Origin of the sequence: Microbacterium aerolatum, assembly GCF_007988825.1 — a bacterium.
Lineage (GTDB): Bacteria > Actinomycetota > Actinomycetes > Actinomycetales > Microbacteriaceae > Microbacterium > Microbacterium aerolatum.
The window spans coordinates 241336-267923 of record NZ_BJUW01000004.1; the positions used below are offsets into that span (position 1 = coordinate 241336).

Genomic DNA, 26588 nt, shown 5'->3' on the forward strand with positions numbered 1-26588 from the left:
CTCAACCGTAGAACAAGTGCTCGAAGACACGCCGTGCGCGTCTCGTCGTGCCGAGGTAGTCCTCCTCGACGGCGCTGGCGGAGCGCTCGGGGTACCCGAGCAGTCGCGCGATCGCGTCGAGTTCGCGGCGGTCTGTGGGCAGTGCGTCGCTGGTCTGGCCGGTGCGCAGGGTGATCGCCGAGCGCAGCCGACTGGCCAGCAGCCACGCGTCCCGCAGCAGGTCCGCATCCTCCGCCGCCATCAGGTCGCCGTCGACCGCGGCCTGCAGCGCGTCCAGGGTCGACGTCGTGCGCAGCGCCGGAAACGCGTGGGCGTGCTTCAGCTGGATGAGCTGCACGAGCCATTCGACGTCGCTGAGGCCTCCCGGCCCGAGTTTCAGATGCCGGTGCGGGTCGGCGCCGCGGGGCAGGCGCTCCCCCTCGACACGCGCCTTGATGCGCTTGATCTCACGGAGGGCGTGTTCGTCGACGTCCTCGGGATAGCGGACGCTGTCGGTCATCGCCATGAATCGCTCGACGAGCGCGGAGCTCCCTGCGACGCCACGGGCGCGCAGGAGCGCCTGAGCCTCCCAGGACACCGACCAGCGCCGGTAGTACTCCGTATAGGCCACCAGGGTCCGTACGACGGGCCCGTTGCGGCCTTCGGGACGCAGACCGGCATCCAGGTCCAGCGGTACCTTGGCATCGGTGAGGTGCTCTCGCAGCCCCGCCACGATCTGCGAGGCCAGGCTCTGCGCCCGCTGGGGGTCGACATCGCCCGGGTCATAGACGTAGAGGATGTCTGCATCGGAACCGAAGCCCAGCTCCGCGCCGCCGAACCGGCCCATCCCGATCACGGCGAACTCGAAGGAGTCGTCCTCGGGCGGCACCACCTCGCGCCGAACGGCTCGCAGCGCCGCCTGGATCGTCACATCCGTGATGGCGGTGAGCGCCGTGGCGAGCTCCTCGATCGTGATGACGTCCAGGACGCCGCCCATCGCGATGCGAAGCAGTTCCCGCCGACGCAGTGCCCGCACGGCCTTCAGCGCAGACGTCACGGACGCGTGCCTGGTCTGGATCGCCCTGGCCTCCTCGTCGAGCTTCACCGGGGCACGCGGCCGAAGGCGCTCCGCGTTGTCGAGCCAGGCCACCGACTCGGGGATCCACTCCAGGAGCTCGCCGATGTACCGCGACGCCGACAGCAGCAGCGTGAGGCTCTCCGCGGCGCCGGACGAGTCGCGCAGCATCCGCAGGAACCAGGACGTGTCCCCCAGACGTTCACTGATCCGGCGGAACGCCAGCAGGCCGTAGTCGGGGTCGCTGCCGTCGGCGAACCAGCGCACCATGATCGGCATGAGGTGGCGCTGGATGGTGACCTTCCGGCTGATGCCGGACGTGAGCGCGCCGATGTGTCGGAGCGCGCCGGCCGGGTCGCGGAAGCCGATCGCGGCCAGGCGGTCGCGAGCCTGCTCGGTGGAGAGCGTGCGCTCCTCCTCCGGCAGGGCCGCCACCGCACTCAGAAGCGGGCGGTAGAACAGCCGGGTGTGGATGTCGCGGACTTCGCGTCTGACGCGCTCCCAGAGCTCCCAGATCGCCGGTGCGGTCTCGGCGAGCCCGGATGCACGGGCGAGCACGCGCTGTTCCTCCGCCGTCCGCGGCATGAGGTGGGTGCGCGTGAGGTCTCGCAGCTGCACCCGGTGCTCCATCAGGCGCAGCGTGCGGTAGTCGGCCGCGAAGATCGCGGCATCGGAGCGCCCGATGTATCCGCCCGCGACCAGTGCGTCCAGGCTCTCGAGCGTGCCGCGGGTGCGGATGTCGGGATCGGTCAGCCCGTGCACGAGCTGGAGAAGCTGCACGGTGAATTCGATGTCTCGGATGCCGCCGACGCCGAGCTTCAGCTGATACGGGGCATCCTCGGGGTCGACGTGCTCGGTGACCCGCTCCCGCATGCGCTGCACGCTGTCGACGAAGTCCTCACGTGCGGCGCTGGACCAGATCTTCGGCTGGACGGCTTCCAGATACGCCTCTCCGAGCGACTCGTCGCCCGCGATCGGACGCGCCTTCAGCAGCGCCTGGAACTCCCAGCTCTTCGCCCAGCGGTCGTAGTACGCCAGATGGGAGCCAAGCGAACGCACGAGCGCGCCCTGCTTGCCCTCAGGGCGGAGGTTGGCGTCGACGTCCCACAGCGGCGGCTCGACCTCGATCCCGCAGATGCCCTTGATGGTCTCCCGGGCGAGGCGCGTGGCGATGTCGATCGCGCGCCCCTCCTCGAGCGCGTCTTCGTCGGCGGAGCCACCCACGAAGATCACGTCGACGTCGCTGACGTAGTTGAGTTCGCGGGCCCCGGCCTTGCCCATGCCGATGACGGCGAGCTGCGTGCGTGCGACGTCCTCCGCCGGGACTGCCGCCGCGACGCGTGCTCGCGCGACGGCGAGTGAGGCCTCCAGCGCCGCGCCGGCGGCATCCGCCAAGGCGGCGGACACTGCGGCGATCCGGGTAGCCGGCTCCGGCGTCATCAGGTCGATCGCCGCGATCTCCGCGAGGGAGCGGCGGTACGCGATACGCAGCGCGACCCAGGAGGTGTCCTCGCCGGAGGCAGCGATGCCGTCCACGGCGCCCACCGCAGCCAGCATGCGCTCCTGCAGAGTGCGCGCGCTCGGTACGAGCGATCCGACCTCGCCGAGGACCTGGAGCTCGTCCGGATGCCGGTAGAAGAAGTCCGCCAGCCCGTTCGAAGCACCGAACACCCGCCACACGATCGCGCGCGACTCCTCGTCGCCCATCAGCTGCCGCAGGACGCCCGTGTCGCGTCTGGCGATCCGCAGCATCCCCTCGACGGCAGCATCCGGATCGGCCGCCACGGCGCCGCCGAGCAGCTCCGCACCGTCGACCGCGAGCAGGGTGGACAGCTCGTCGACGGCATCGGCGGCGCCGCTCAGCCCTGTGAAACCGAGTCGGGCGAGTGCCGATCGTGACAGCGCGGACTCTGAGCGGACCATCCGATCAGAGCAGCTCGAGGTTGCTCTTCAGCTCGAACGGGGTGACCTGACCGCGGTAGGCCTCCCACTCCTTGCGCTTGTTCAGCAGCACGTAGTTGAACACCTGCTCGCCGAGCGTCTCGGCGACCAGCTCGGAGGACTCCATGTACTCGAGTGCGTGATCGAGGCTGGCAGGCAGAGAGGTGTAACCGAGAGCACGGCGCTCTGCGTCGCTCAGCGACCAGACGTTGTTCTCGGCCTCCGGCGGCAGCTCGTACTCCTCTTCGATGCCCTTGAGGCCGGCGGCGAGCAGCAGCGCGTACGCGAGATACGGGTTGGCCGCCGAATCCAGCGCGCGGTACTCGACACGCGACGACTGGCTCTTGTTGGGCTTGTACATCGGCACGCGCACCAGTGCGGAGCGGTTCGCGTGGCCCCAGGTCACGAAACTCGGCGCCTCGTCGCCGCCCCACAGCCGCTTGTACGAGTTGACGAACTGGTTGGTGACGGCGGAGATCTCGCTGGCGTGACGGAGGAGACCGGCGATGAAGTGGCGTCCGGTCTTCGACAGCTGGTACTTTGCGCCCTCTTCCCAGAAGGCGTTCTGGTCGCCCTCGAACAGCGACATGTGCGTGTGCATGCCGCTGCCCGGCTGGTCGCTCATCGGCTTCGGCATGAACGTCGCGTAGACGCCCTGCTCGATCGCGACCTCCTTGACGACCGTGCGGAACGTCATCACGTTGTCCGCGGTCGTCAGGGCGTCCGCGTACCGCAGGTCGATCTCGTTCTGACCGGGGCCGCCCTCGTGATGGCTGTACTCGACCGAGATGCCCAGGTCCTCCAGCATCCGCACCGACCGGCGACGGAAGTCGTGGGCCGTCCCGCCGGGGACGTTGTCGAAGTACCCGGCCGAGTCCACCGGGACGGGACCCTCGGGCCCGACGCCCGAGGACTTGAGCAGGTAGAACTCGATCTCGGGATGCGTGTAGAACGTGAACCCGGCATCCGCCGCCTTCGCGAGCGTGCGCTTGAGGACATGACGCGGGTCGGCGACCGCGGGCTGACCATCGGGCGTTGTCAGATCGCAGAACATGCGCGCCGTCGGGTCGATCTCGCCGCGCCACGGCAGGATCTGGAAAGTCGTGGGGTCGGGCTGCGCGAGCAGATCGGACTCGTAGGTGCGTGTGAGCCCCTCGATGGCCGAGCCGTCGAAGCCGATCCCCTCGGCGAACGCCCCCTCCACCTCGGCCGGCGCGATCGCGACGGACTTCAGGGTGCCGATCACATCGGTGAACCAGAGACGGACGAATTTGACGCCGCGCTCCTCGATCGTGCGCAGCACGAAGTCCCGCTGCTTGTCCATGCCCATATGCGGTATTACTTCCCGTCCACGTCGGTGGCCTTGCGCCAGTCTTCGTCGATCGCTTCCTCGACCGCCCATGCCTCAGAGCGCTCGCGCAGCGTCTGCAGCGCGTTCGCGGCCGCGGCGGCCGTGTCGAAGGGGCCGACACGATCGACGGCGGGCGACATGTAGCCGTACTCGACTTCACCGGAAGTGGTGTTGTACCAGTACTTGCGCTCTCCGCTGGACATGTACGAATCTTCTCCTCGAGACATGGCCCGTCCCTTCGTAAGGCTTTGTCACGATACTAATGGGGACACCCGCTCTCGCTAGGCTATTGCGCATGGCAAAAGCGATCGGCGTCGACATCGGCGGCACAGGCATCAAGGCAGGAATCGTAGACCTCGACAAGGGGACGCTCGATTCCGATCGTATTCGCGTCGACACCCCGAAGGGCGCCTCTCCCGAAGACGTGCTGAAGGCGGTCCACGAGGTTCTCGACACGCTCGGCGTGCGCGACTCCGATCTGCCCCTCGGCGTGGCATTCCCCGCGATCGTGAAGCGCGGCAGGACGCTGTCCGCGGCCAACGTCTCCAAGGAGTGGCTCGACTTCGAGGCCGAGAAGTTCTTCGAGGACGGTCTCGGCCGCGACATCACCTTCGTCAACGACGCGGATGCCGCCGGGATCGCCGAGGCGCGCCACGGCGCAGCCCGCGACGTCGAGGGCCTCACGATCATGGCGACCCTGGGCACCGGCATCGGCTCGGCGTTCCTGTACAACGACGTGCTGCTGCCGAACACCGAGCTCGGCCATCTGCTCTACGACGGCACCACCGTCGAGGACGCGTCGATCGAGAAGTGGTGCGCGTACTCGGCCATGGAGCGCGAGAACCTGTCCTGGGAGGACTGGTCGGCCCGGCTCCAGGTCTTCTTCTCGCACGTCGAGTTCCTCTTCAGCCCCGACCTGTTCGTCGTCGGCGGTGGCGTCTCGAAGCACCCCGACAAGTTCATTCCGCTGCTCGATCTGAAGACGCCGATCGTCCCGGCGATCCACCGGAACTCCTCCGGCATCATCGGCGCGGCGTCCCTGGCTGCGGACTAGCGAGATCCGGCGTACGGGCTGCGAATGGGGCGGCCTGTACGCCGGGTTCTGTCCCGGGGTCTCTCTCGAGGATCCCCTTCGACGGCCATCTCTCTCGGCGACACGTTGCCGTGCCGCTCCAGCGGTCTACCCGAGGACTCGGCGAGCCGCGTCATCATCCTCTGTCTGACCTTGCTCCGGACGAGGTTTACCTGGCAGGTCATGTCACCATGACCCCCGGTGGTCTCTTACTCCACCCTTTCACCCTTACCTCGCGACCCGTGGGCCGGAGGCGGTCTGCTCTCTGTGGCACTATCTCGCGGATTGCTCCGGGTGGGCGTTACCCACCGTCCTGCCCTGCGGAGCCCGGACGTTCCTCGGTGCGGTTGCCCGCAACGCGACCGTCCAGCCGCCCCATTCGCCTCTCCAGTCTACTTCTCGCCGGTGCGCTCGATCCGGAGGTCGAGCGGCACGTCGATCGAGAACGCCCCGAACAGGCGCCTGGTGGCGACTGCGGCGGCCTCGCGCACCGCGGATGCCGCGGCATCGGCCTGCTCGGCCGGAACATGCAGGATCACCTCGTCATGCAGGAAGAAGGCCAGGTGCGCCTGCGTCGCGAAGGGACCGGATGCCGTCGCCGGGGTCTGTGCAGCAGGAAGCTGCCTCAGCCGATGCCGGATCTCCGCCAGCCAGATCAGCGCCCACTCGGCGGCGGTCCCCTGCACGATGAAGTTGCGGGTGAATCGGCCTCGTTCACGTGCTCGCCCGCGCGCACGCTTCACCTCGGCGGGCACGACATCGGCGCCGGTCGCGGCGGCCTGCTGCGCCTGCCAGTCTGCGTCCGGTCTCGGCGAGGATCGGCCGAGCCAGGTCGATACGACACCGCCGTCCTCGCCGATGCGGGCGGCCTCGTCGACGCGGTGCATAGCGCGCGGGTAAACCCTGCGCAGGCGCGGCACGAGCCTGCCGCTGTCCCCCGTCGTGGCACCGTACATCGCGCCCAGCACTGCGTACTTGGCCTCTTCTCGCGTCGCCACCGCTCCGGAGGCGACGACCCCCGCGTACAAGTCCTGTCCGCGAGCGGCCTCGGCCATGGCCTTGTCGGATGCCATCGCGGCGAGCATCCGCGGCTCGAGCTGCGCGACGTCGGCGATGACGAGCATCCACTCCGGGTCGGCCCGCACGGCGGGCCGGAGGATGCGCGGCAGCTGCAGCGCTCCGCCACCTGAAGACGCCCAGCGGCCGGTGACCACGCCACCGGGGATGTACACGGGGCGGAAGCGTCCGCCGTGCACCCACTCCGCGAGCCACGCCCACCCGTTGGCGCTCATCAGCCGCGACAGCTTCTTGTACGCCAGCAGCGGCGCGATGACGGGGTGGGAGATCTCGCTGAGCTGCCACTGGCTGGTCGACTCGACGTTGACGCCGACGCGATGCAGTGCGCGCAGCAGCTTCACGTGGCTGTCGAGGTGGAGCGTCGGGTCCCCGACGTGGAAGCGCACGGCGTCGGCGTGGGTCGCCATGTGCGCGGGCATCCCTCCGCCGGACGGGCGGGCGCCGAGCACCTCAGTGAGGATGCGGTCGTGCTCGGCGGCATCCCAGGGAAGGCCGGCGGCGCGCATCTCCTCGGCGATCAGGCCGCCCGCGGACTCTGCGGCGCAGAGGAGCGCGAGTCGACCCGTGCGGTCGGCGGCGATCACGCCGAGCTGTGCGCGCAGTTGGTCGAGGAGGTCGGCGACGGACTCCGCCCCGCCGTGGTCGTCCGGGGCGAACAGCGCGGGCTCAGTGATCTCCGGTTCGCGCGGCAGCCAGTCGGGCGAGGGCGCGAGCGGACGGGCGACCACATCCGTGTCGCGGAGGATCGCGTGGCACAGCAGCAGGTCGTGCGTGCGGGTCAGCTGCACACCCACGGAGAGGAGATCGGGGTAGAGCTCGCGTGCGCTGCGGATCACCCAGCGCGGGCGTTCACGCGCTTCGACCTCGCGGACCCAATCGGCAAGTTCTGCGGCGGCGAGGTCGGTGCGGTCGATCTCTGAGCCCTCGGCGTCGAGCCGGACGGCGGCGGCCCCGCCGTCGCCCGTTGCGGCCAGCAGGATCCGGGAATCGGCTGCCGGCCCGGCGCTCACAGCCCCGATTCTTCGGTGCGCACGAGGATCGCGCCGCACTCCGGGCACGAGACGACGGCATCGGGCGCGGCCTGACGAACCTCATTGAGATGCGTGCCGGAGAGCATCATGCGGCATCCTTCGCAGGTGCCGCGCCGCAGTAGTCCGACGCCGATGCCGCGCGACGCGCGTCGGGTGTACTCGGCGAGCAGCTCAGCGGGGATCTCTGCGGTCACCGCGTCGCGGTCGCGGGTGAGCTGTTCGATCTCGCTGGTGGCGGCCGCGATCGACGCCTTGGCCTGCGCCGTGAGCTCGGTGCCCTCGGCGGTGGTGGTGTCGATCAGCGCCTGCTGGGTCGCGACGGCGGCTTCGGCGTCTTCGAGACGGCCCATGACGTCGAGCTCGATGTCTTCGAGGTCGCTGATGCGCTTGGCGAGGCTGGCCAGCTCGTGCTCGAGCGCCTGCGCGTCCTTGGGACTGGTCGTGGTCGCGAGGCGGTCGGCGTCGCGCGTGCGGCGCTGCTCGGTGACCTTCACATCGGATTCGAGCCGGGTCAGTTCGGTGCGGATGTCGTCGCGGGTACCGCTGAGCGCGGTCAGCTCACGGAGCTGCTCCTGGCGTTCCTTGGCGAGCTCGCTGATACGCGCCCCCTGCGCCGGTGTCGTCCGCTGCCGCTCGGCCTGCTGAAGGCGTCGATCGAGCTCGGCGACGTCGAGGAGGATGCGCTGTTGTTCGGGGCTGGCGTTCACACATCCAACTTACCGTCCAGGTAGGTCCAGATCCGGTTCTCGCGCAGGAATCTGCTCCGTTCGCGCATAGAACCGGGCGTGCCGCTGTCGCGGAAGAACGCTTCGAACTCCACGACGCCGTCCGTGTCGAACGGCCCCCCTGACACGGTGTCGAGGATGTCCAGCCGGGTCCATCGGGTACCCGCGTCGAGATCCAGCTCGGCCGGTCGAGTGGTCGGATGCCACGATCGCAGCAGGTACGCGGCATCCCCCGTCGCGAAGGCCGTGAAACGGGAGCGCATGAGACGCACAGCCGTGGGGGCGGCGATGGCGCCGGAGAGCACGGGGCCGCAGCACGAGTCGAATGTGTCTCCGGATGTGCAGGGGCAGCGCATGCGTCCATTGTGCCGCGTACCCTGTGACCATGACCGCTCTTCCCGTCCGTACCGCCCACAACGGCTTCACTCTCCCCGCGATCGGCCTCGGCACGTATCGACTGAACGGCGATGCGGGCGCTGCCGCGATCGCCGGCGCCATCGACGCCGGCTACCGGCTGGTCGATTCCGCATTCAATTACGAGAACGAAGGCGCGGTCGGCCGTGGGGTGGCGGATGCCGCCACTGATCGCGCTGAGGTCATCGTGACCACGAAGCTGCCCGGCCGGCACCACCCGGCCGAGAGGGCGCGCACCAGCATCGAGGAGAGCCGATTCCGGCTCGGCCTGGATGCCACCGACCTGCACCTCATCCACTGGCCGAACCCGATCCAGGACGAGTACGTGCAGGCGTGGGCCGCGCTCGTCGAGGCGCAGCAGCGCGGCACAGTGCGCCAGATTGGCGTCTCCAACTTCCTGCCCGAGCACCTGGAGCGCCTGGAGCGCGAGACCGGAGTGCTCCCGGTGGTCAATCAGATCGAGCTGCACCCGTACTTCCCGCAGACCGAGCAGCTCGCCTACCACCGCGAGCACGGCATCATCACCGAGGCGTGGAGCCCGATCGGCCGCGGCAAGGAGCTGCTGGAGGAACCGGTGATCGCGGAGGTCGCCGCCGCGCACGGCATCTCGCCGGCCCAGGCCGTGCTCGCCTGGCACGTCGCTCGTGAGAGCGTCGCGATCCCGAAGGCGTCGTCGCTGGAGCACCAGAAGGCCAACCTCGCGGCGGCATCCATCACACTCGATGAGGCCGAGGTCGAGGCGATCACCGCGCTCGGTCGCGCCGATGGCCGGCTGTTCGACGCAGACCCGCGCTCGCACGAGGAGTCCTGAGCCGCGACGCTCCCCCGCCGCGGCGCGTCACAGCATCGCGGTGAGAACGCCGCCGTCAGCGCGCAGAGCCGCGCCGTTCGTGGCGGAAGAGAGCGGACTCGCCAGGTAGAGCGCGAGGTTGGCGATCTCGGCAGGGTCGATGAATCTCTGCAGCAGCGATGTCGTGTTCTGCGAGATGATGGCGGCCTTCATCGCATCCTCAGGAACATCCTGCGCTGCCGAGAGCGCGCCAACCGTATCGGCGACGCCATCGGAGTAGGTCGGACCGCCGAGGATCGTGTTCACAGTGACACCGGTGCCGCGGGTGAGCTTGGCCAGGCCGTTGCTCAGAGCCAGCACTGCGGCCTTCGTCACGCCGTAGTGCACCATGTCTGCAGGGATGTTCACGCCGGATTCGCTTCCGACGAAGATGATGCGTCCCCACCCGCGCTCCAGCATGCCGGGCAGCAGCTGGCGTGAGAGGCGCACGCCGCTCATGACGTTGACGTCGAAGTAGCGCTGCCAGTCGTCGTCGCCGATATCGCCGAACGCAGACATTTCGAAGAGTCCGACGTTGTTGACCAGGATGTCGACCTCGCCGAGCTGCTCGAGCAGCTGCGCCATCTGCCGTGGGTCTGCGACGTCCGCGACGATCCCCGCGACCGGCGCGTCAGGATCCTCCCCCTTCAGCTCGACAACAGCACGATCGACCGTGGCGCGTTCGCGCCCGTTGATCACGACGGATACACCTTCTGCGCGGAGCCCCCGCGCGATCGCGAATCCGATCCCCTGCGTCGACCCGCTCACGAACGCTCGTCGGCCGCTCAGCTGCAGTTCCATGACTCTCCATTCACTTGATCAGTCAAGTCATAGCTTACCAATGTCACTTGACTGAGAAAGTGCAATAGTCTGCTGTCATGACGGATCGCACAGCCCCCTCAGCACTCACGGGCGACGACCTGGAGACCTGGTCCTCTCTGGCCACCGTCCTGGAATGGCTGCCGGCCGCGCTCGACGCTCAGTTGCAGTCCGACTCGGAGGTGACGCACTTCGAGTACGGGATCCTGTACGCCCTGGCCGATGCTCCGGAGCAGGCGCTCCGGATGAGTGTGCTCGCGGGCTACGCGAACAGCTCGCTTTCGCGTCTGTCGCGCGCCGCGGCGCGGCTGGAGAAGCGCGGTTGGATGCGACGGATGCCGGATCCCACCGACGGCAGGTACACGCTCGCGATTCTCACCGAGCCGGGCAGGGCGAAGGTCGAGCAGGCCACGCCGGGTCATGTGCGCACGGTGCATCGGCTCGCCCTCGACCCGCTGACGGCGGCGCAGAAGAAGCAGCTTCGGGAGATCAGCAGGCGAATCCAGCGTGCGATCCGCGATGAGTCCGGGTGGAGTCCGGCTGCGACGGAATAGTCCCGCGCGGGCTCGACTTGCATCTGACATGAGAGCAATCGTCTACACGGACAAGGGCGACTCCACTGCGCTCACGTTGACCGAGCGCGAAACGGCACAGCCGGGCCCAGGAGAGGTGCGGGTGCGCATCCACGTCTCCGGTGTGAATCCGACGGACTGGAAGGCCCGCGCAGCTACCGGCGCGCCGATGCCGTTCGAGGAGATCGTCCCGAACCAGGACGGTGCCGGTGTCGTGGATGCCGTCGGCGACGGCGTCGAGGGCCTGCAGGTCGGCGATCGCGTGTGGGTGCATCTCGCTGCCCACCAGCGGCCGACCGGCACCGCCCAGGATTTCACGGTGGTTCCGGCATCGCGCGCAGTTCGACTCCCGGACGGTGTCGGCTTCGATGTCGCCGCAAGCCTCGGTGTTCCGGCGATGACCGCGCACCGCGCGCTGACCGTGCACGAGCATGGCCCGGCGCGGCTCTCCCCCGGCGCGCTCGCCGGGCGGACCGTGCTCGTGCAGGGCGGTGCGGGCGCCGTGGGTCACGCGGCGATCCAACTCGCCGCATGGGCGGGCGCGACGGTCATCACGACCGTGAGCACGGGTGCGAAGGAGCGGCTCGCCCGCGCGGCGGGCGCTCACCACGTCTTCCAGTACCCCGATGACCGACTGGCCGAGCGCATCCTCGAAGTCGCCCCGTCCGGCGTCGATCAGGTCGTGGAGGTCTCACCGGCGAGCAACGCCGCGCTCGACGTCGCGGTGCTGGCCAATCACGGGTCAATCGCGTACTACGCGAACGACAAGGGCGACGCGTTCACGATCCCGATCATGCCGAGTTTCGCCAAGAACGCCCGCTGGCAGGGCCTGCTCCTGTACACCGTCGGCGAGGATGCGTTGACCGCAGCCGCCGAGGATGTCACGGCGGCGCTGGAGGACGACGCTCTTCCCGTCGGCGAGCATGCCGGGCTGCCGCTCACGTGGTTCCCGCTCGAAGAGACCGCCGCCGCGCACGATGCGGTCGAGCGCGGCGCGATCGGGAAGATTCTCATCCGGGTCTTGTCCGACGACTGAACGGATAACGCTGGGCAGACACCGGTGAGCCTTCGCAGTACGGTTACGCCATGGCCGACGCTCGGAAGGCACGCCGAAGACTGATCCGCCCGATCGACCTCGTCGACGTGCTCGTCTACCTGATCGTGCTCGAGCTGTTCGTGCAGTTCTTCCCGTCCGTGGTCTCGGAATCGTTCCTCGTCTCGGTCATCACCGCCGTGCTGATGAAGATCGCTCTCGAGATCGTGGTGACCGCGAAGACCGCATCCTGAGGCGGCTCAGAGCCGGAGAATCGCGTCGGGTGAGAGTGACTGCGCGGATCGCGCTGGTGATCCTCAGCGCCGGCAGCAAGTTCCTCGTTCTGTGGCTCACCGATCTCGTCCTCGGAGGGGCCGTGCGGCTCGGCGGGTTCATCGAGGTCACGTTGCTGATCGTCGCGTTGATGGCGGCGCGGTACGCGGTGCGCGCACTGATCCGTTGAGACGCGGAAATCTGTGGGAGAAGTGGGCCCTGCCGGGATCGAACCGACGACATCCACGGTGTAAACGTGGCGCTCTACCAGCTGAGCTAAAGGCCCTGGTGGCTTTATTCTATCCAGCGCCCGCGTGCGCGACGTAACCATCGAACGGGGCTAGGCTGAGAACAGCGCGCGTTGTGCCGAGACGACAAGACTCCCCCGCGTCGCTTCCCGTTTCCTTGGCAAGACCTGCCAGCTTGACGAAAGGCTCCACGTGACCGTCCACGATCAGGATCCGTACTCCCAGGGCCCCCTCGACAGCGATCCGGAAGAGACCGGCGAATGGCGGCAGTCGCTCGACGAGCTCGTCGACGCCAAGGGCCACGGACGTGGTCGAGAGATCATGCTCAGCATGCTCAAGCGCTCCAAGGAGCTGCACCTGAACGTGCCGATGGTCCCGACCACCGACTACATCAACACCATCGCCTCCGAGAACGAGCCGGAGTTCCCCGGTGACGAGGAGCTCGAGCGGCGCTACCGTCACTGGATCCGGTGGAACGCCGCGATCACGGTGCACCGCGCGCAGCGCCCCGGCATCGGCGTCGGCGGTCACATCTCCACGTACGCCTCGGCTGCGTCGCTGTACGAGGTCGGCCACAACCACTTCTTCCGCGGGCAGGACCACCCTTCCGGCGGCGACCAGATCTTCTACCAGGGCCACGCCTCCCCCGGCATGTACGCCCGTGCCTTCCTCGAGGGACGCCTGACAGAGGCGCAGCTCGATGCGTTCCGCCAAGAGAAGTCCGGCGCTCCGAACGGCATCCCCTCCTACCCGCACCCGCGCATGATGCGCGAGTTCTGGCAGTTCCCGACCGTCTCGATGGGTCTGGGACCCATCAACGCGATCTACCAGGCGATGACGAACAAGTACCTCGCCAACCGCGGCATCAAGGACGTCGCGGACTCGCACGTCTGGGCGTTCCTCGGCGATGGCGAGATGGACGAGGTCGAGTCCCGCGGCCAGCTGCAGGTCGCGGCGAACGAGGGCCTGGACAACCTCACCTTCGTGATCAACGCCAACCTGCAGCGGCTCGACGGCCCTGTGCGAGGCAACGGCAAGATCATCCAGGAGCTCGAGTCGTACTTCCGCGGTGCCGGCTGGAACGTCATCAAGGTCGTCTGGGGCCGCGAGTGGGACGACCTGCTGGCGCGCGACAGCGACGGCGCGCTGCTCAACCTCATGAACGTCACCCCCGACGGTGATTACCAGACCTACAAGGCAGAGAACGGCGCGTTCGTCCGCGAGAACTTCTTCGGACGCGATGAGCGCACCGCGGCCCTGGTCAAGGACTACACCGACGACCAGATCTGGAAGCTCCGCCGCGGCGGCCACGACTACCGCAAGGTGTACGCGGCGTACAAGGCCGCGATGGAGCACAAGGGCCAGCCGACCGTCATCCTCGCCAAGACCGTCAAGGGCTACGGCCTCGGTCCGCACTTCGAGGGCCGCAACGCGACGCACCAGATGAAGAAGATGACTCTGGACGACCTCAAGCTCTTCCGCGACACCATGCAGATCCCGATCACGGACGCGCAGCTCGAGGAGAACCCGTACCAGCCGCCGTACTTCCACCCCGGAGCGCAGGACGAGACGATCCAGTACATGCTGGAGCGCCGTCGCGAGCTGGGCGGCTTCCTCCCGGAGCGCCGCACGAAGCACGTCGACCTCGCCCTCCCCGAGGACAAGGACTACGCCTTCCCGAAGAAGGGTTCCGGCAACCAGGAGGTCGCCACCACGATGGCGTTCGTCCGTATGCTCAAGGACCTGCTGCGGGTGAAGGGCTTCGGCGAGCGGATCGTCCCGATCATCCCCGACGAAGCGCGCACGTTCGGCATGGACTCGTACTTCCCCTCGGCGAAGATCTACAACCCGAACGGTCAGAACTACACCGCCGTCGACCGCGAGCTGCTCCTGGCGTACAAGGAGAGCCCGCAGGGTCAGATCATGCACGTCGGCATCAACGAGGCGGGCGCCACCGCGGCGTTCACCGCCACCGCCACGTCGTACTCGACGCACGGCGAGCCGCTGATCCCGATCTACATCTTCTACTCGATGTTCGGCTACCAGCGCACCGGCGACGCGTTCTGGGCGGCCGCCGACCAGATGGCGCGTGGTTTCGTGATCGGTGCGACCGCCGGACGCACCACGCTGACCGGTGAGGGCACGCAGCACGCCGACGGCCACTCGCCACTGCTCGCGTCGACCAACCCTGCGACCGTGAGCTACGACCCGGCCTACGGCTACGAGGTCTCGCACATCGTGCAGGCCGGCATCGAGCGCATGTACGGCGGATCGCACCCCGACCCCGACGTCATGTACTACCTGACGGTCTACAACGAGCCGTTCAAGCAGCCCGCCGAGCCCGAGAACGTCGATGTCGAAGGCATCCTCAAGGGCATCCACCGGGTGTCCGAGGGCACCGGCGAGGGCCCCCGCGTGCAGCTGCTCGCCTCCGGCGTCGGCGTCCCGTGGGCGATCGAGGCGCAGGAGCTGCTGGCGAAGGACTGGGGCGTCGTCGCCGACGTCTGGTCGGTGACCAGCTGGAACGAGCTGCGCCGTGACGGCCTGGCCGCCGACGAGCACAACTTCCTGCACCCCGAGGAAGAGCCGAAGCTCTCCTACCTCACGCAGAAGCTGCAGTCGGCCGACGGCCCGTTCATCGCCACCAGCGACTACATGCACGCCGTGCAGGACCAGATCCGTCAGTGGGTGCCCGGCGACTTCTACACGCTCGGCGCCGACGGCTTCGGCTTCGCCGACACCCGCGCTGCGGCACGCCGGTTCTTCAAGATCGACGGACCGTCCATGGTTGTCCGCGCCCTCCAGGGCCTGGCCGACCAGGGCAAGCTCGACCGCTCCGTGATCGCCCAGGCGATCTCGAAGTACGACCTGCACAACGTGAACGCGGGTACGAGCGGGAACGCCGGCGGCGAGAGCTGAGCCGCGTGTGACCGCATCGTCTCCCGCGTCGATGGACAAGACCGCGACGCTTGCCTGGCTGCGTCGCATCTCGGGTGATCTCGCGACCGCGACGATCCAGCGACTCGAGGAGACGCTGCCCTGGTACGCCGACATGCCACCGGCCCGCCGCTCTGCGGTCGGGCTGGTGGCGCAGGCCGGCATCACCTCATTCATCCAGTGGTTCGACGACCCGACATCCACGCCGTGGATCGCCGCTGACATCTTCGCCGCCGCGCCGCGCGAGCTGCTGCGCAGCGTCAGCCTCACCCAGACGCTGCAGCTGATCCGCGTGACCGTCGAAGTCACCGAGGAGCGCGTTGCTGGGAAGGGCGAGGATCTGCGCGAGGCGATCCTGCTGTACTCGCGCGATGTCGCCTTCGCAGCCGCCGACGTCTATGCCCGCGCCGCCGAGGCACGAGGGCTCTGGGATGCCAGGCTCGAAGCCCTGGTCGTGGATTCCATCCTGACCGGCGAGGCGGACGAGGAGCTGCCCAGCCGCATCGCAGCCCTCGGCTGGCACGGTCACGGCGAGGTGTGCGTGCTGGTCGGCACGACTCCCCCTCAGTTCGACGTCGATCATGTCCGCCGCACCGCGCGCAAACTCTCCGTCGATGTTCTGATCGGCGTGCAGGGGTCACGGCTCGTGCTCGTGCTCGGCCGCGCCCACGTGCCCGGTCGCGAGGAGGAGCAGGAGGACCTCGCCTTCGACGAGATCGCCACGCGCCTCGAGCCGTCGTTCGGCCCGGGTTACGTCGTGCTCGGACCGCCCGTCGCTGCCCTGGTGGATGCCGGGCAGAGTGCCCGCGCGGCTCTCGCGGGGTTCGCGGTCGCGCGCGCCTGGCGCACCGCGCCGCGTCCTGTCGAGGCCGATGATCTCCTCCCCGAGCGCGCTCTCGCCGGCGACCCGCTCGCGAAGCAGACGCTGATCGACCGCATCTACCGGCCGCTGCAGGCGCACTCCACTGACCTCGTCACGACGCTGTGGAGCTATCTCGACAACGGACGCTCGCTGGAGGCTACCGCGCGGGAGCTGTTCGTGCACCCGAACACCGTGCGCTACCGCCTCAAGCGCGTGAGCGAAGTGATCGGCTGGGATGCCACCGGCCCGCGCGAAGCGCTGATCCTGCAGACGGCTTTGATCCTCGGTTCGATCGGAACAGCCGAGACGGTGCGTCGGCGACCGGCCGCACGCCGCGCCCGCTGAGCCCGAGACCGCTGTGCGCCACGCACAAACGAATCCGGGAATCTTGTGAGGGTACATCCACCGTTTCGGCATGATCGTTGGCAGACTGGGTAGGTGATTGTCGTCGCCTGCCCTGGACAGGGCTCACAGACCCCCGGCTTCCTCGCACCCTGGCTCGAGCTCGACGGCGTGGCCGACAGCCTCGCCCGGTACTCCGAGGCCGCAGAAGTCGACCTGATCGCACACGGCACCGAATCCGACGCCGACACGATCCGCGACACGCGCATCGCGCAGCCGCTCATCGTCGCGGCATCCCTGATCGCCTCGCAGGCGCTCGTGGAACGCGCCGGCCGCCGCGCCGACGGCGTGGCAGGTCACTCCGTCGGCGAACTCGCCGCGATCGTCGGCACCGGCGTGATCGCGGCCGAGGAGTCCATGCGACTGGTCGGCATCCGCGGGCGCGCGATGGCCGATGCCGCCGCGCACACCCCCACCGGCATGAGCGCCGTGATCGGCGGCGACGAGCAGGCCGTGCTCGAGCGTCTGGCCGAGCTCGAGCTGACTCCCGCGAACTACAACGGCGGCGGTCAGATCGTCGCCGCCGGCGCCCTGCCCGCTCTGGGGTCTCTCGCCGAGGCGCCGGTCAAGGGCACGCGCGTGATCCCGCTGCAGGTCGCGGGAGCATTCCACACGTCGTATATGTCCTCTGCCGTGGACGCCCTGCGCTCCGCCGTGGCCGACGTGACGCCGAACGATCCGGACCTCACCCTGTGGACGAACCGTGACGGCTCGATCGTCGCCTCCGGGGCCCACGCGCTCGACTTCATCGTCGACCAGGTCTCCTCGCCCGTGCGATGGGACCTGTGCATGGCCTCGTTCGCCGACGCCGGCATCACCGGCATGATCGAGCTCGCGCCGGCGGGCGCCCTCGCGGGGCTCGCCAAGCGCGGCCTGCGCGGCACTCCCGTCGTCGCCGTGAAGTCCCCAGATGACCTCGATGCAGCGGCCGAGCTGCTGAACGGAGCAGCCGCATGACCGCCACTCTCAAGCAGGCCAGCGGCCCGCAGTACACCCGCATCCTCGCCTACGGCGCGGCACGCGGCGAGAACGCCGTCCCGAACGATGATCTGATCGGTCCGATCGACTCCAGCGACGAGTGGATCCGCCAGCGCACGGGCATCGTCACGCGAGTGCGTGCCGACAAGGAGACCGACGCCGTCGATCTCGCCGCCATCGCCGGCGCCGAGGCGATCGAGAAGTCGGGCATCCCGGCATCCGACATCGATCTTGTCATCGTCGCCACCATCAGCAACCCGCGCCAGTCCCCCTCCGTCTCGGCCATCGTCGCCGACCGCGTCGGCGCCAACCCGGCAGCGGCCTATGACATGAATGCGGCGTGCGCCGGCTACGCCTACGCCATCGCACAGGCCGATGCGCTGATCCGGTCGGGTGCCGCGCACTACGCACTCGTGATCGGCGCCGAGAAGCTCTCCGATGTCGTGGACCCCACTGACCGCAGCATCTCCTTCCTACTCGGCGACGGTGCGGGCGCCGCGGTCGTCGGACCGAGTGAGACGCCGGGAATCGCACCGGCGGTGTGGGGCTCGGACGGCTCGAAGTCCGAGGTCGTCGCCATGAACGGCACGCTGACCCAGTTCCGCGACGGCGAGGTCCCGTGGCCGACGCTTCGCCAGGAGGGGCCCGCGGTGTTCCGCTGGGCCGTCTGGGAGATGGCCAAGGTCGCGCGCGAAGCGCTCGACGTCGCCGGCATCGAAGCGTCCGATCTCGCGGCCTTCATCCCTCACCAGGCGAACATGCGCATCATCGACGAGTTCGCCAAGCAGCTGAAGCTGCCCGAGACCACGGTGATCGCCCGCGACATCGAGACCACCGGCAACACGTCTGCCGCGTCCATCCCGCTGGCCAGTCACCGGCTGATGGCCGAGCACCCGGAGCTCTCCGGCGGTCTCGCCCTCCAGATCGGCTTCGGCGCCGGGCTCGTATTCGCCGCACAGGTCGTCGTCCTCCCCTGAACCACGTACGCCGTTCCCTAGACTGGGCAACGGTTCCGAACACAACCCGCAAGAAAGAGGAAATCCACATGGCTTTCACCAACGATGAGGTCCTCGCCGGCCTCGCCGAGCTCGTCACCGATGAGACCGGAATCGACAGCTCCGAGGTCGCCCTCGAGAAGTCCTTCACCGACGACCTCGACATCGACTCGATCTCGATGATGACGATCGTCGTCAACGCCGAGGAGAAGTTCGGCGTCACGATCCCCGATGACGAGGTCAAGAACCTCAAGACCGTCGCCGACGCCGTCAACTTCATCGTCGCCGGTCAGGAGTAAGACCCGCAGGATGCCACCTCCGTGCACGCGGAGCGTGGCATCCTCACTTTCGATAAGGAACCTCACGCAATGACCAAGCGCATCGTCGTCACCGGAATCGGTGCCAGCTCCGCGATCGGCGGCACCGCCCCGGAGAACTGGACCAACCTGCTCGCGGGCATGTCCGGCGGCCGCTCGCTCGAACACGAGTGGGTGGCAGAGTACGAGCTCCCCGTGACCTTCGCCGCCGAGGCCATCGTCCGTCCGGAGACCGTTCTCGCGCGTCCCCAGGCGAAGCGGCTCGACCCCTCGTCGCAGTTCGCGATGGTCGCCGCGATGGAGGCTTGGGAGGATGCCGGAACCCCCGATGTCGACCCCGAGCGCCTCGGCATCGACTTCGCGACCGGGATCGGCGGCGTGTGGACTCTCCTCGACGCGTGGGACACGCTGCGCGAGAAGGGGCCGCGACGCGTCATGCCGATGACGGTCCCCATGCTCATGCCGAACGCGGCGGCGGGCAACCTCTCCCTGCACTTCCAGGCGCGCGCCTTCGCGCGCACAGTGGCCTCCGCCTGCGCCTCCAGCACCGAATCGCTCGTGAACGCCTACGAGCACCTCCAGGCCGGTCTCGCCGATGTCGTCATCGCCGGCGGCACCGAGTCCGCGATCCACCCGATCACTGTGGCATCCTTCGCCTCCATGCAGGCGCTGTCCCGCCGCAACGACGACCCGGCGACGGCATCCCGTCCCTACTCCGTCGATCGCGACGGCTTCGTCATGGGCGAGGGCGCAGGAGTCCTCATCCTCGAGACCGAGGAGCACGCGAAGGCCCGCGGCGCGAAGATCTACGCCGAGCTCGTCGGCGGCGGCGTGACGGCCGATTCGTACCACATCACAGCGAACGACCCCGAGGGTCGCGGCGCCGAGCGCGCCGTGCGCCTCGCGCTCGAGGTCGCAGGCCGCACCCCTGACGAGATCACCCACATCAACGCGCACGCGACGTCGACGCCGGTGGGCGACCCGAACGAGTACATCGCACTGCGCAACGTCATCGGCGACCGCGTCCACCAGATTCCGGTCTCCGCCACCAAGGCCTCGACCGGCCACCTGCTCGGCGGCACCGGAGCGCTCGAGGCCATCTACGCGATCCTGGCCATCCGCGATCGGATCGCACCGCCGACCATCAACATCAGCACGCAGGATCCTGAGATCCCGCTGTTGGTATCCGGCGATGCCCAGCCTCTCGGCGATGGCCCGCAGCTCGCGATCAGCAACTCGTTCGGCTTCGGCGGCCACAACGCCGTCGCCGCGTTCGCCGACTACGAGGGCTGATGCCGGACTCTGACGCGGTCGCACTGTACTGGGAGCAGGTGCGCGCCGCTCATCCTGAGCTGCCGTCCGCGGTTCCCGAGGCATGGGCTTTCGGCGCGACCCCGGCGCACGCCGACGAGCTGCTCGAGCTCGTTCTCGCAGGGGTCAAGACCGGCACTGCGTCCTCGATATGGGACTACGAATCCACCGGCGATCCTCTTCCCACGGTCGGCGAGCTGAGCGTCATCCTCGACGGCGCCGGCATGCCGCGGGCTGTCCTCGAGACGACGTCGCTGCAGACCGTCCCGTTCGACCAGGTGTCAGCGGAGCATGCGCACGCCGAGGGCGAGGGTGATCGCACCCTCGCATACTGGCGAGAGGTGCACGAGCGCTTCTGGCGGGAGTACTCCGAGGGTCCACGCGGGTTCGCGCCCGACATGCCGGTGCTGTGCGAGCGGTTCCGTCTCGTTCACGCCGCATGACGAAGGCCTCGTCCCCGATCGTTCGGGCGAGGCCTTCGTCATGCGGGGCGTGGGATTCGCGTTCTCAGGTGCCGGGATGCTCACCGGCTTCCGATACTGACGCCTCCCAGCGCCCCGAGTTCGTGGTGTCGGGTCAGCCGACCTTGTGCAGCCAGACCACGCTGGCATCGTCACTGGCGTGACGGAACGGTTCGAGCTCCTCGTCCCACCCGGATCCGAGCGCGACGTCGAGTTCCCGCTGCAGTTCGATCGCACTCCCGGCGGCGATCTCCATGGCGTAGCGGATGCGGTCCTCGCCGATCACGATGTTCCCGGCTGCGTCGGTCTGCGCGTAGTGGATGCCGAGATCAGGCGTGTGCAGCCAGCGTCCGCCGTCGCTGCGGGGCGTGGGATCCTCGGTGACCTCGAAGCGCAGGTGCTCCCAGCCGCGGATCGCGGTCGCAAGAGCAGCACCGGTGCCGACCGGTCCGTCCCAGTAGAACTCGGCACGGCGAGATCCCTCGAGCACGGGCTGGTCCGCCCAGTCGAAGTTCACCGCACGACCGATGGCGCGTCCCACCGCCCATTCCAGGTGCGGGCAGAGCGCGCGAGGCGCGGAGTGGATGTACACCACTCCGCGTGCGTAAGCCGTCGCCATGATCTCTCCGTTTCATCAGGTGCGTCTTCCCCTACGACCTGTTCCACGAGAGTGGCGTGAATATGCGGTTATACGGCGATTATCGCGCAGAACCCGCCGAATCACAAGCGTGTGATTCGGCGGGTTCTGTGGGAGTGTCTTACGCCTCGCTCATGGCCAGCTTGGCCTGCTGACCCTTTGCGGCGTAGTAGGCGGCGCGAGCGGCATCCTTCCGGGCCTGCTCGGCGTAGCCGGCCTCGAGAACGTCCTGCGGGACCTCGACGTTCGGGACGTCGTCCGTGCCGTTGTACTTCTCGATGTAGGCGTCGAGCTCGGGACCCGAGGTCCACGACGTGATCAGGCAGTAGCGCGGCTCGGTGCCGTTGTGTGTTGCGGCGTGCCACAGGCGCTGCGTGTCGACGATGAGCTGAGCACCGGCGGGCAGAGCGATGCGGTACTCGATGCTCGGGTCGGTGCGGTTCTCACGCAGGACGAAGTAGCTGTCCTTGTCGTCGGTCAGGTTGAAGAACCCGCGGACCACCCAGCCGGTGCCGTCGGGGTTCAGACGGTTGTTGTCGTCCTGGTGCAGGTTGTACAGGCACTCGCCGTACGGCGTCGGCTGCAGCTCGATGATGCGGCAGCGTCCGACGTTCGCGCCGGGCTCCTGCGCGCGGCGCGTCAGGATCGGCGCCTTCTCGGTCTGCTCCGGGATCCAGACGCCGTCCTTGTCGGTGCGCGGCGGCTTGTGGTTCCAGAAGCCGTTGCACTCGATGTCACCCTTGGCGCTGGCAAGCGGCGCGAAGCGGGTGTCACCGGACGACTTCCAGTCGACGTACTCGATGTCGAGCCATTCCTTGGGGTCGAGCTCCTGGTTGTAGCTGTCGAGGACGACGAAGCCCTTTTCCTCGAGCGCTGCGGACTTGATGTATCCCATGATCTGAGTCATGTCCTTTCATCGGGGGCCAGCACGTTTTAACAGGCCCTGATAAGGCAAGCCTAACAGCGCCGACTGAACGCGCCTGAGGACACGGCCGTGAAAATCGCACCCGCACTAGACTTGATGATGGCGGAGCGACTGGTGCCGCCGATGTGAGGAGCAGAAGCGAACACCATGGCAACCGCCACGAACGTCGAAGCGACCGCCGTCAACACCATCGAGTGGCTCTCCGCTCCGGGCACCGCCATCGTCGTCCCCGTCTACCAGCGCCAGTACCGGTGGGACATCGGCGGATGCGAGCGGCTGCTCGCCGACATCCGTGCTGTGGCCGGCGAGGACGACACGCATCGCCACTTCATCGGGTCGATCCTCTCGGCGCAGGATTCGGCCGAGACCGACCTGATCCTGATCGACGGCCAGCAGCGCATCACCACGCTCATGCTGCTGGTGGCTGCCCTGCACCACGCGGTCCGCGACACGGATGCCGGGATGGCCGCCGAGCTCGAGCGGGTCCTCGTGCGCGCCGAAGACCCCTCGCGCACCAAACTCCGCCCCCACGACGCCTGGGCGCACCTCTACGAGTCGGTCGTGCTGGATCGTCGCGAAGACGCCGAGCGCGAGTCGCGCTTCGACGACAACTATGCGTTCTTCCGCAGCCAGGTCCATGCAGATGAGGCGCCGCGGATCTGGCGCGGCCTGCAGCGTCTCGAGCACGTCTCGATCACGCTCGGAGCACAGGCGAACGCGCAGCAGATCTTCGAGAGCCTGAACTCCACGGGTGAGCCGCTGCGCGATCACGAGCTCATCCACAACTACATCCTGATGGGGCTGACGCACGCCGAGCAGCTCGACGTGGAGGCGCGCTTCTGGCTCCCGATCGAGCAGCACACCGGTGAGATGATCGGCGCGTTCTGGCGCCACTACCTGGTCATGACGACGGGCCGCGAGGTGGCGGCGGACGGCGAGCACGGCGTGTATGCGGCGTTCCGCCGCTCGTTCCCCAGCGTGGATGCGCAGCACCTTCAGGCGGATGCCGAGATCTGGCGCCACTACGCCGAGATCTACGGCATCCTGCTCGACCCGTCCCTGGAAGCGGATGCCGAGATCCGCCGGCAGCTGGTCTACATCAACACTTTCGGACGGGCCGCATATCCGCTGGCGATGAGCGCGTACAGCGACCACGCACGCGGGCTGATCACCCGCGAGGAGCTGATCGAGACTCTCGAGTGGACGCAGGCGCTCTATCTGCGCCGCGCCCTGGTCGGTCTTCCGGCGGAACGGCTGATCGCGCGGCTGTGCCGGGCGCGCGCTGAGGGACGCGACGCGCTGATGCGCGCGTTCGCCCGCATCACGCCGTCCGACGAGCGAGTGAGCGCCGTCCTCAAGTATGTGGAGCTGCCTCACGCGGCGTACGTGCTGGGACGTCTCGAGGACGTGCCGGATGCCGAGGGGTACGACATCGAGCACATCGTTCCGCTGCTTCCTGGCGAGGCGTGGTCCGGTGACGGCATCCGCTCGTGGAGTGAGTACTCCGACGACGAGCAGAACAGTCATCGTGCGCTCGCGCCGACGCTCGGGAACCTCACTCTTCTCGAGCAGCCGCTGGCTGAGCGCGTGTTCGGTGCATCCTTCCCGGAGAAGAGCGCTCAGGCCTACGCCCGCAGCGACGTCGACGAGACCAGGGCTCTCGCCGAGCTCGTCGGCTGGAGCACCTCTGCGATCAGCGAGCGCAGCGTGCGACTCTCGGCATCCCTGCTGCGGATGTGGGCGCGTCCCGCGCTTCCGGAGATCGACGACGACGGTCTCACACCCGTACTGGACGCCGTGCGCCGCCGCGGCTGGCCGGCAGGTTGGGACCGCGAGTTCGACTACGTCGAGTATCGCGGAGAGCACTGGGAGGTCAAGGACGTCCGGGCGCTGTTCAATCGCGTGTTCCGTCGCGCATGGACAGACGACCGGGCAGCGGCCCTCAGGTACAGTGCAGCGCACGGCGGACCGATCTATTCCGAGATGGCGTGGAAGGGCCAGTGGGACGCCCTGGACGACGAGAACTACCTCTACATGGGGTGGGATTCGAACTACATGATGAATGCTCTGCAGGGTGTGCTGGAGGAATCCGCGATCTCCGCCGAGGTCTTCGTGAAGTACTCCTACATCGGGAACGTGATGTGATGCGGCAGGATGTTCCCGTGGATCTGACCTTCGATGAGATCGCGCTGGGCTGGGACGACGACGTCCCGCTGGAGTGCGAGTGCGACCACGGCGATGACGAAGCGTACGCGCCGTGCGGACGTCGGGCGAAGTGGCGCGTGACGATCGACTGCACGTGCGGGGAGGATCACCCGCGCACGGTGGAGCTGCTGTGCACCAAGTGCCTTCGCACCGCGCGGAAGGACCTCGGAGACGAGGCAATCACGGCGCGTCCGCTGTGAACCGCGCGGAGATCTGATCGGCGATCGTCGCAGTCTCCTTCTTCGCGTCATTCAGGATCGCGTGAGCCGCTTCTGAATCAGAGACTGCCGACGTCGACGCACCGTGCTTCCGCGCCGTCTGCAGATTCGCGCTGATGTTGACGCAAGCACCGGCGATGCCCGCAGTGAGCGCCTCTGCCGCGACGGCCAGATCAGCCCTGAGCGACGGGTTTCCGATCTCGGCGAGCAGGACGAGTTCGGGCAACAGGCTTCTGCCCGCCTCCCCCAGTGCCGCCGAGGAACGGGCGGCCACGACCGCGGCGTCCCGGACGCGGCTGTCCCGCTCAGGGTCGTCGGCGGGCATCGCGAGAGCGGCACCGAACTCGACTGATCTGACCCCGTCCTCCTCGGCCGCTTCCAGCGCCGCCGCGCGGTGGTCGACGAGTCGCGCCGCGCACTCCGTCGCGCGCACATCGCCGGGGGTGTACTCGGCGACCATTCCCAGCAGGGCGGCCGCGAGGCCGACCATGATTCCGCACGCGGCACCTCCTCCTGGCGCGCCGCTCGGTTGCGCCAGTTCCGCAAGCCACGTCGAAAGAGGTGCGGACGTCGGCACGCGGGAGTCATCCATGCGGGTCACACTATCGATCGGTAGGGCGGGCGGGACTTGAACCCGCGATCGTTGGGTTATGAGCCCACTGCCTTCACCAGCTTGGCCACCGCCCCTAGCGCGTCCACTCTATCCGAGCCGTACCGCGTCCTCGTGCGTACGCAGGTGCTCGTGATAGATCTCCGCGTTGCGGATGAGGTCCGCACGCTCCTCCGCAGAGAGCTCACGGCGAACCTTGGCCGGCACGCCCGCCACAAGCGAGCCGTCCGGGATCTCGGTGCCGCCCAGGATGACGGCGCCGCCGGCGATGAGGCATCCGCGGCCGATCACGGCACCGCTGAGGATCACCGACCCCATTCCGATCAGCGAGCCGTCACCGATCGTGCAGCCGTGCACGACGGCGTTGTGCCCAATTGAGACGTTCTCGCCGACCATGACGCCGTGCCCGCTGTCGACGTGCACCGAGACGTTGTCCTGCACGTTGCTGCCACGGCCGAGCACGATTCCGGCGGAGTCGCCGCGCAGCACCGCGTTGTACCAGACGCTGGATCCTGCCTCCATGACGACGTCGCCGATCACGCGCGCACCGTCGGCGACGAACGCGTCTTCCACGATGCTCGGGGTCTTGTTCGCAAGGGCAAGGACGGAGGCCGACGAGGAGATGCTCATGAGGTGAGACTATCCTGACTTCCGCGTCGTTCCGCGGATTTTCGGGGTGATAAGCCCAGCCTCAGCTTGCTTGCGGAATGCCTCAGGCTGAGTAGCGTTGTGTCCATCAGGCATCGAAAAGCCGTAATGGAGGACAAATAATGAGCAAGGCGCAGACCGTTTCCACCACCGCCAGCGACCCGACCGTGGCAGCCGCCGCGTCGCAGTTCCTCTCCCCCGTCGTACTGGGCCTGCAGGCCCTGACGATCAACACGAAGCAGGCGCACTGGCACGTTCGCGGCGCGAACTTCGTCGGCGTGCACGAGCTGTTCGACACGATCGTCGCTCACGCCGGTGACTTCGCAGACACCGCCGCGGAGCGCATCGTCGCTCTCGGCCTGCCGATCGACGCCCGTGTGAAGGCCGTCGCCGAGAAGGGTGCCGGCTCCGAGGTTCCCGCCGGCTTCGCGCAGTCCAGCGACCTGATCCGTAACGTGATCGCCGACATCGACGCGATCCTGGTCGACACGAAGGCCGCCATCGACGGTCTCGACGAGGTCGACCTCACCAGCCAGGATGTCGCGATCGAGATCATGCGCGGACTCGAGAAGGACCGCTGGTTCCTCGTCGCGCACATCGCCGAGTAACACACCTCCTGCGAGGGGCACCGGGATCCGTCCCG

27 protein-coding genes, 2 tRNA genes and 1 other RNA gene are annotated in these 26588 nt (G+C 68.1%); 16 read left to right on the top strand and 14 right to left on the bottom strand.

From position 1 onward, the window contains the following. Position 1: 1 nt before the first annotated feature. The 3 genes from MAE01_RS06575 to MAE01_RS06585 are packed head-to-tail and all read right to left on the bottom strand — an operon-like array spanning position 2 to position 4549. Positions 2-2977 (bottom strand): bifunctional [glutamine synthetase] adenylyltransferase/[glutamine synthetase]-adenylyl-L-tyrosine phosphorylase, encoded by a 2976-nt coding sequence (locus tag MAE01_RS06575; RefSeq protein ID WP_147038752.1) that lies wholly within the window; start codon positions 2975-2977, stop codon positions 2-4. A 4-nt stretch (positions 2978-2981) separates the two neighbouring features. Further along, positions 2982-4319 carry a glutamine synthetase family protein gene (locus tag MAE01_RS06580; RefSeq protein ID WP_147038753.1) on the bottom strand — a complete coding sequence of 446 codons (1338 nt, stop codon included), beginning with the start codon at positions 4317-4319 and terminating at the stop codon, positions 2982-2984. A 14-nt stretch (positions 4320-4333) separates the two neighbouring features. Next, complete coding sequence (locus MAE01_RS06585; RefSeq protein ID WP_147038754.1) at positions 4334-4549, bottom strand: SPOR domain-containing protein; 216 nt, start codon at positions 4547-4549, stop codon at positions 4334-4336. Positions 4550-4641: 92 nt separating this feature from the next. Here MAE01_RS06585 and ppgK point away from each other — a divergent pair, with 92 nt between their 5' ends. Beyond that, the gene (gene ppgK / locus MAE01_RS06590) at positions 4642-5400 is read left to right on the top strand and encodes a polyphosphate--glucose phosphotransferase (protein ID WP_147038755.1); all 759 of its coding nucleotides are present in this window, start codon (positions 4642-4644) and stop codon (positions 5398-5400) included. Positions 5401-5421: 21 nt separating this feature from the next. Here the strand turns inward: ppgK and rnpB are convergent. The 4 genes from rnpB to MAE01_RS06610 all read right to left on the bottom strand — a co-directional run bounded on the left by rnpB (position 5422) and on the right by MAE01_RS06610 (position 8607). After that, an RNA gene (gene rnpB, locus MAE01_RS06595) (RNase P RNA component class A) lies at positions 5422-5796 on the bottom strand. Positions 5797-5810: 14 nt separating this feature from the next. Then, positions 5811-7505, bottom strand: coding sequence for a bifunctional 3'-5' exonuclease/DNA polymerase (locus MAE01_RS06600; protein WP_229718183.1), 1695 nt, complete (start codon positions 7503-7505; stop codon positions 5811-5813). Beyond that, positions 7502-8233, bottom strand: coding sequence for a zinc ribbon domain-containing protein (locus tag MAE01_RS06605; RefSeq protein ID WP_147038756.1), 732 nt, complete (start codon positions 8231-8233; stop codon positions 7502-7504). Before MAE01_RS06605 ends, MAE01_RS06600 begins: the two co-directional genes overlap by 4 nt. After that, positions 8230-8607 (bottom strand): YchJ family protein, encoded by a 378-nt coding sequence (locus MAE01_RS06610; protein WP_147038757.1) that lies wholly within the window; start codon positions 8605-8607, stop codon positions 8230-8232. Before MAE01_RS06610 ends, MAE01_RS06605 begins: the two co-directional genes overlap by 4 nt. Positions 8608-8636: 29 nt before the next feature. Between MAE01_RS06610 and MAE01_RS06615 the strand changes: the two genes are divergently transcribed. Next, on the top strand, positions 8637-9476 hold the full coding sequence (locus MAE01_RS06615) for an aldo/keto reductase (protein ID WP_147038758.1): 840 nt from the start codon (positions 8637-8639) through the stop codon (positions 9474-9476). Between the two features lie 27 nt (positions 9477-9503). Here the strand turns inward: MAE01_RS06615 and MAE01_RS06620 are convergent, their stop codons facing one another. After that, on the bottom strand, positions 9504-10295 hold the full coding sequence (locus MAE01_RS06620; RefSeq protein ID WP_147038759.1) for an SDR family NAD(P)-dependent oxidoreductase: 792 nt from the start codon (positions 10293-10295) through the stop codon (positions 9504-9506). A gap of 77 nt (positions 10296-10372) precedes the next feature. On the opposite strand from MAE01_RS06620, the gene MAE01_RS06625 reads away from it, so the two are divergent. From MAE01_RS06625 to MAE01_RS16160, 4 genes are read left to right on the top strand one after another with little or no spacing between them, the layout of a single operon-like run. Further along, positions 10373-10867, top strand: a complete 495-nt coding sequence (locus MAE01_RS06625) for a MarR family winged helix-turn-helix transcriptional regulator (RefSeq protein WP_147038760.1) — start codon at positions 10373-10375, stop codon at positions 10865-10867. 28 nt (positions 10868-10895) lie between these two features. Beyond that, positions 10896-11921, top strand: coding sequence for an NADPH:quinone reductase (locus MAE01_RS06630; RefSeq protein WP_147038761.1), 1026 nt, complete (start codon positions 10896-10898; stop codon positions 11919-11921). 50 nt (positions 11922-11971) lie between these two features. Next, positions 11972-12172, top strand: a complete 201-nt coding sequence (locus MAE01_RS16155; protein WP_229718182.1) for a hypothetical protein — start codon at positions 11972-11974, stop codon at positions 12170-12172. A 29-nt stretch (positions 12173-12201) separates the two neighbouring features. Next, entirely contained in the window at positions 12202-12381 is a 180-nt protein-coding gene (locus MAE01_RS16160; protein WP_229718181.1) for a hypothetical protein, read from the top strand. 23 nt (positions 12382-12404) lie between these two features. On the opposite strand, the gene MAE01_RS06640 is transcribed toward MAE01_RS16160, so the two are convergent. Further along, a tRNA-Val gene (locus MAE01_RS06640) sits at positions 12405-12477 on the bottom strand. 154 nt (positions 12478-12631) lie between these two features. Here MAE01_RS06640 and aceE point away from each other — a divergent pair. The 7 genes from aceE to MAE01_RS06675 all read left to right on the top strand — a co-directional run bounded on the left by aceE (position 12632) and on the right by MAE01_RS06675 (position 20684). Then, entirely contained in the window at positions 12632-15358 is a 2727-nt protein-coding gene (aceE, locus tag MAE01_RS06645) for a pyruvate dehydrogenase (acetyl-transferring), homodimeric type (RefSeq protein WP_147038762.1), read from the top strand. Positions 15359-15389: 31 nt separating this feature from the next. Next, positions 15390-16583, top strand: a complete 1194-nt coding sequence (locus MAE01_RS06650; protein ID WP_147038825.1) for a PucR family transcriptional regulator — start codon at positions 15390-15392, stop codon at positions 16581-16583. A 93-nt stretch (positions 16584-16676) separates the two neighbouring features. Next, the gene (locus tag MAE01_RS06655) at positions 16677-17597 is read left to right on the top strand and encodes an ACP S-malonyltransferase (RefSeq protein ID WP_147038763.1); all 921 of its coding nucleotides are present in this window, start codon (positions 16677-16679) and stop codon (positions 17595-17597) included. Next, positions 17594-18595 (top strand): beta-ketoacyl-ACP synthase III, encoded by a 1002-nt coding sequence (locus MAE01_RS06660; RefSeq protein ID WP_147038764.1) that lies wholly within the window; start codon positions 17594-17596, stop codon positions 18593-18595. The genes MAE01_RS06655 and MAE01_RS06660 overlap by 4 nt, the downstream gene beginning before the upstream one ends. A 68-nt stretch (positions 18596-18663) precedes the next feature. Next, a complete protein-coding gene (locus MAE01_RS06665; RefSeq protein WP_147038765.1) occupies positions 18664-18912 on the top strand; it encodes an acyl carrier protein in 249 nt (82 codons plus the stop codon). Positions 18913-18981: 69 nt separating this feature from the next. Continuing rightward, positions 18982-20223: a beta-ketoacyl-[acyl-carrier-protein] synthase family protein gene (locus MAE01_RS06670; RefSeq protein ID WP_147038766.1), complete on the top strand. Its 1242-nt coding sequence runs from the start codon at positions 18982-18984 to the stop codon at positions 20221-20223. Continuing rightward, positions 20223-20684: an ASCH domain-containing protein gene (locus MAE01_RS06675; RefSeq protein ID WP_147038767.1), complete on the top strand. Its 462-nt coding sequence runs from the start codon at positions 20223-20225 to the stop codon at positions 20682-20684. The genes MAE01_RS06670 and MAE01_RS06675 overlap by 1 nt, the downstream gene beginning before the upstream one ends. Before the next feature lie 133 nt (positions 20685-20817). On the opposite strand, the gene MAE01_RS06680 is transcribed toward MAE01_RS06675, so the two are convergent. Together MAE01_RS06680 and MAE01_RS06685 are read right to left on the bottom strand one after the other, a co-directional pair. After that, the gene (locus MAE01_RS06680; RefSeq protein ID WP_147038768.1) at positions 20818-21321 is read right to left on the bottom strand and encodes a DUF3145 domain-containing protein; all 504 of its coding nucleotides are present in this window, start codon (positions 21319-21321) and stop codon (positions 20818-20820) included. 139 nt (positions 21322-21460) lie between these two features. After that, positions 21461-22234 (bottom strand): hypothetical protein, encoded by a 774-nt coding sequence (locus tag MAE01_RS06685; RefSeq protein ID WP_147038826.1) that lies wholly within the window; start codon positions 22232-22234, stop codon positions 21461-21463. 177 nt (positions 22235-22411) lie between these two features. Here MAE01_RS06685 and MAE01_RS06690 point away from each other — a divergent pair, with 177 nt between their 5' ends. Then, positions 22412-24409, top strand: coding sequence for a DUF262 domain-containing protein (locus tag MAE01_RS06690; protein WP_147038769.1), 1998 nt, complete (start codon positions 22412-22414; stop codon positions 24407-24409). Between the two features lie 17 nt (positions 24410-24426). Next, positions 24427-24669, top strand: coding sequence for a hypothetical protein (locus tag MAE01_RS06695; RefSeq protein ID WP_147038770.1), 243 nt, complete (start codon positions 24427-24429; stop codon positions 24667-24669). Here the strand turns inward: MAE01_RS06695 and MAE01_RS06700 are convergent. The 3 genes from MAE01_RS06700 to MAE01_RS06710 form a co-directional block, all read right to left on the bottom strand. Then, entirely contained in the window at positions 24650-25279 is a 630-nt protein-coding gene (locus MAE01_RS06700) for a cyclodeaminase/cyclohydrolase family protein (RefSeq protein ID WP_147038771.1), read from the bottom strand. The genes MAE01_RS06695 and MAE01_RS06700 overlap by 20 nt on opposite strands. Positions 25280-25300: 21 nt before the next feature. Beyond that, a tRNA-Ile gene (locus tag MAE01_RS06705) sits at positions 25301-25374 on the bottom strand. A 13-nt stretch (positions 25375-25387) separates the two neighbouring features. Next, the gene (locus MAE01_RS06710) at positions 25388-25927 is read right to left on the bottom strand and encodes a gamma carbonic anhydrase family protein (protein ID WP_147038772.1); all 540 of its coding nucleotides are present in this window, start codon (positions 25925-25927) and stop codon (positions 25388-25390) included. Positions 25928-26067: 140 nt separating this feature from the next. On the opposite strand from MAE01_RS06710, the gene MAE01_RS06715 reads away from it, so the two are divergent. Beyond that, the gene (locus tag MAE01_RS06715; protein ID WP_147038773.1) at positions 26068-26553 is read left to right on the top strand and encodes a Dps family protein; all 486 of its coding nucleotides are present in this window, start codon (positions 26068-26070) and stop codon (positions 26551-26553) included. The last annotated feature ends 35 nt before the right edge of the window (positions 26554-26588 follow it).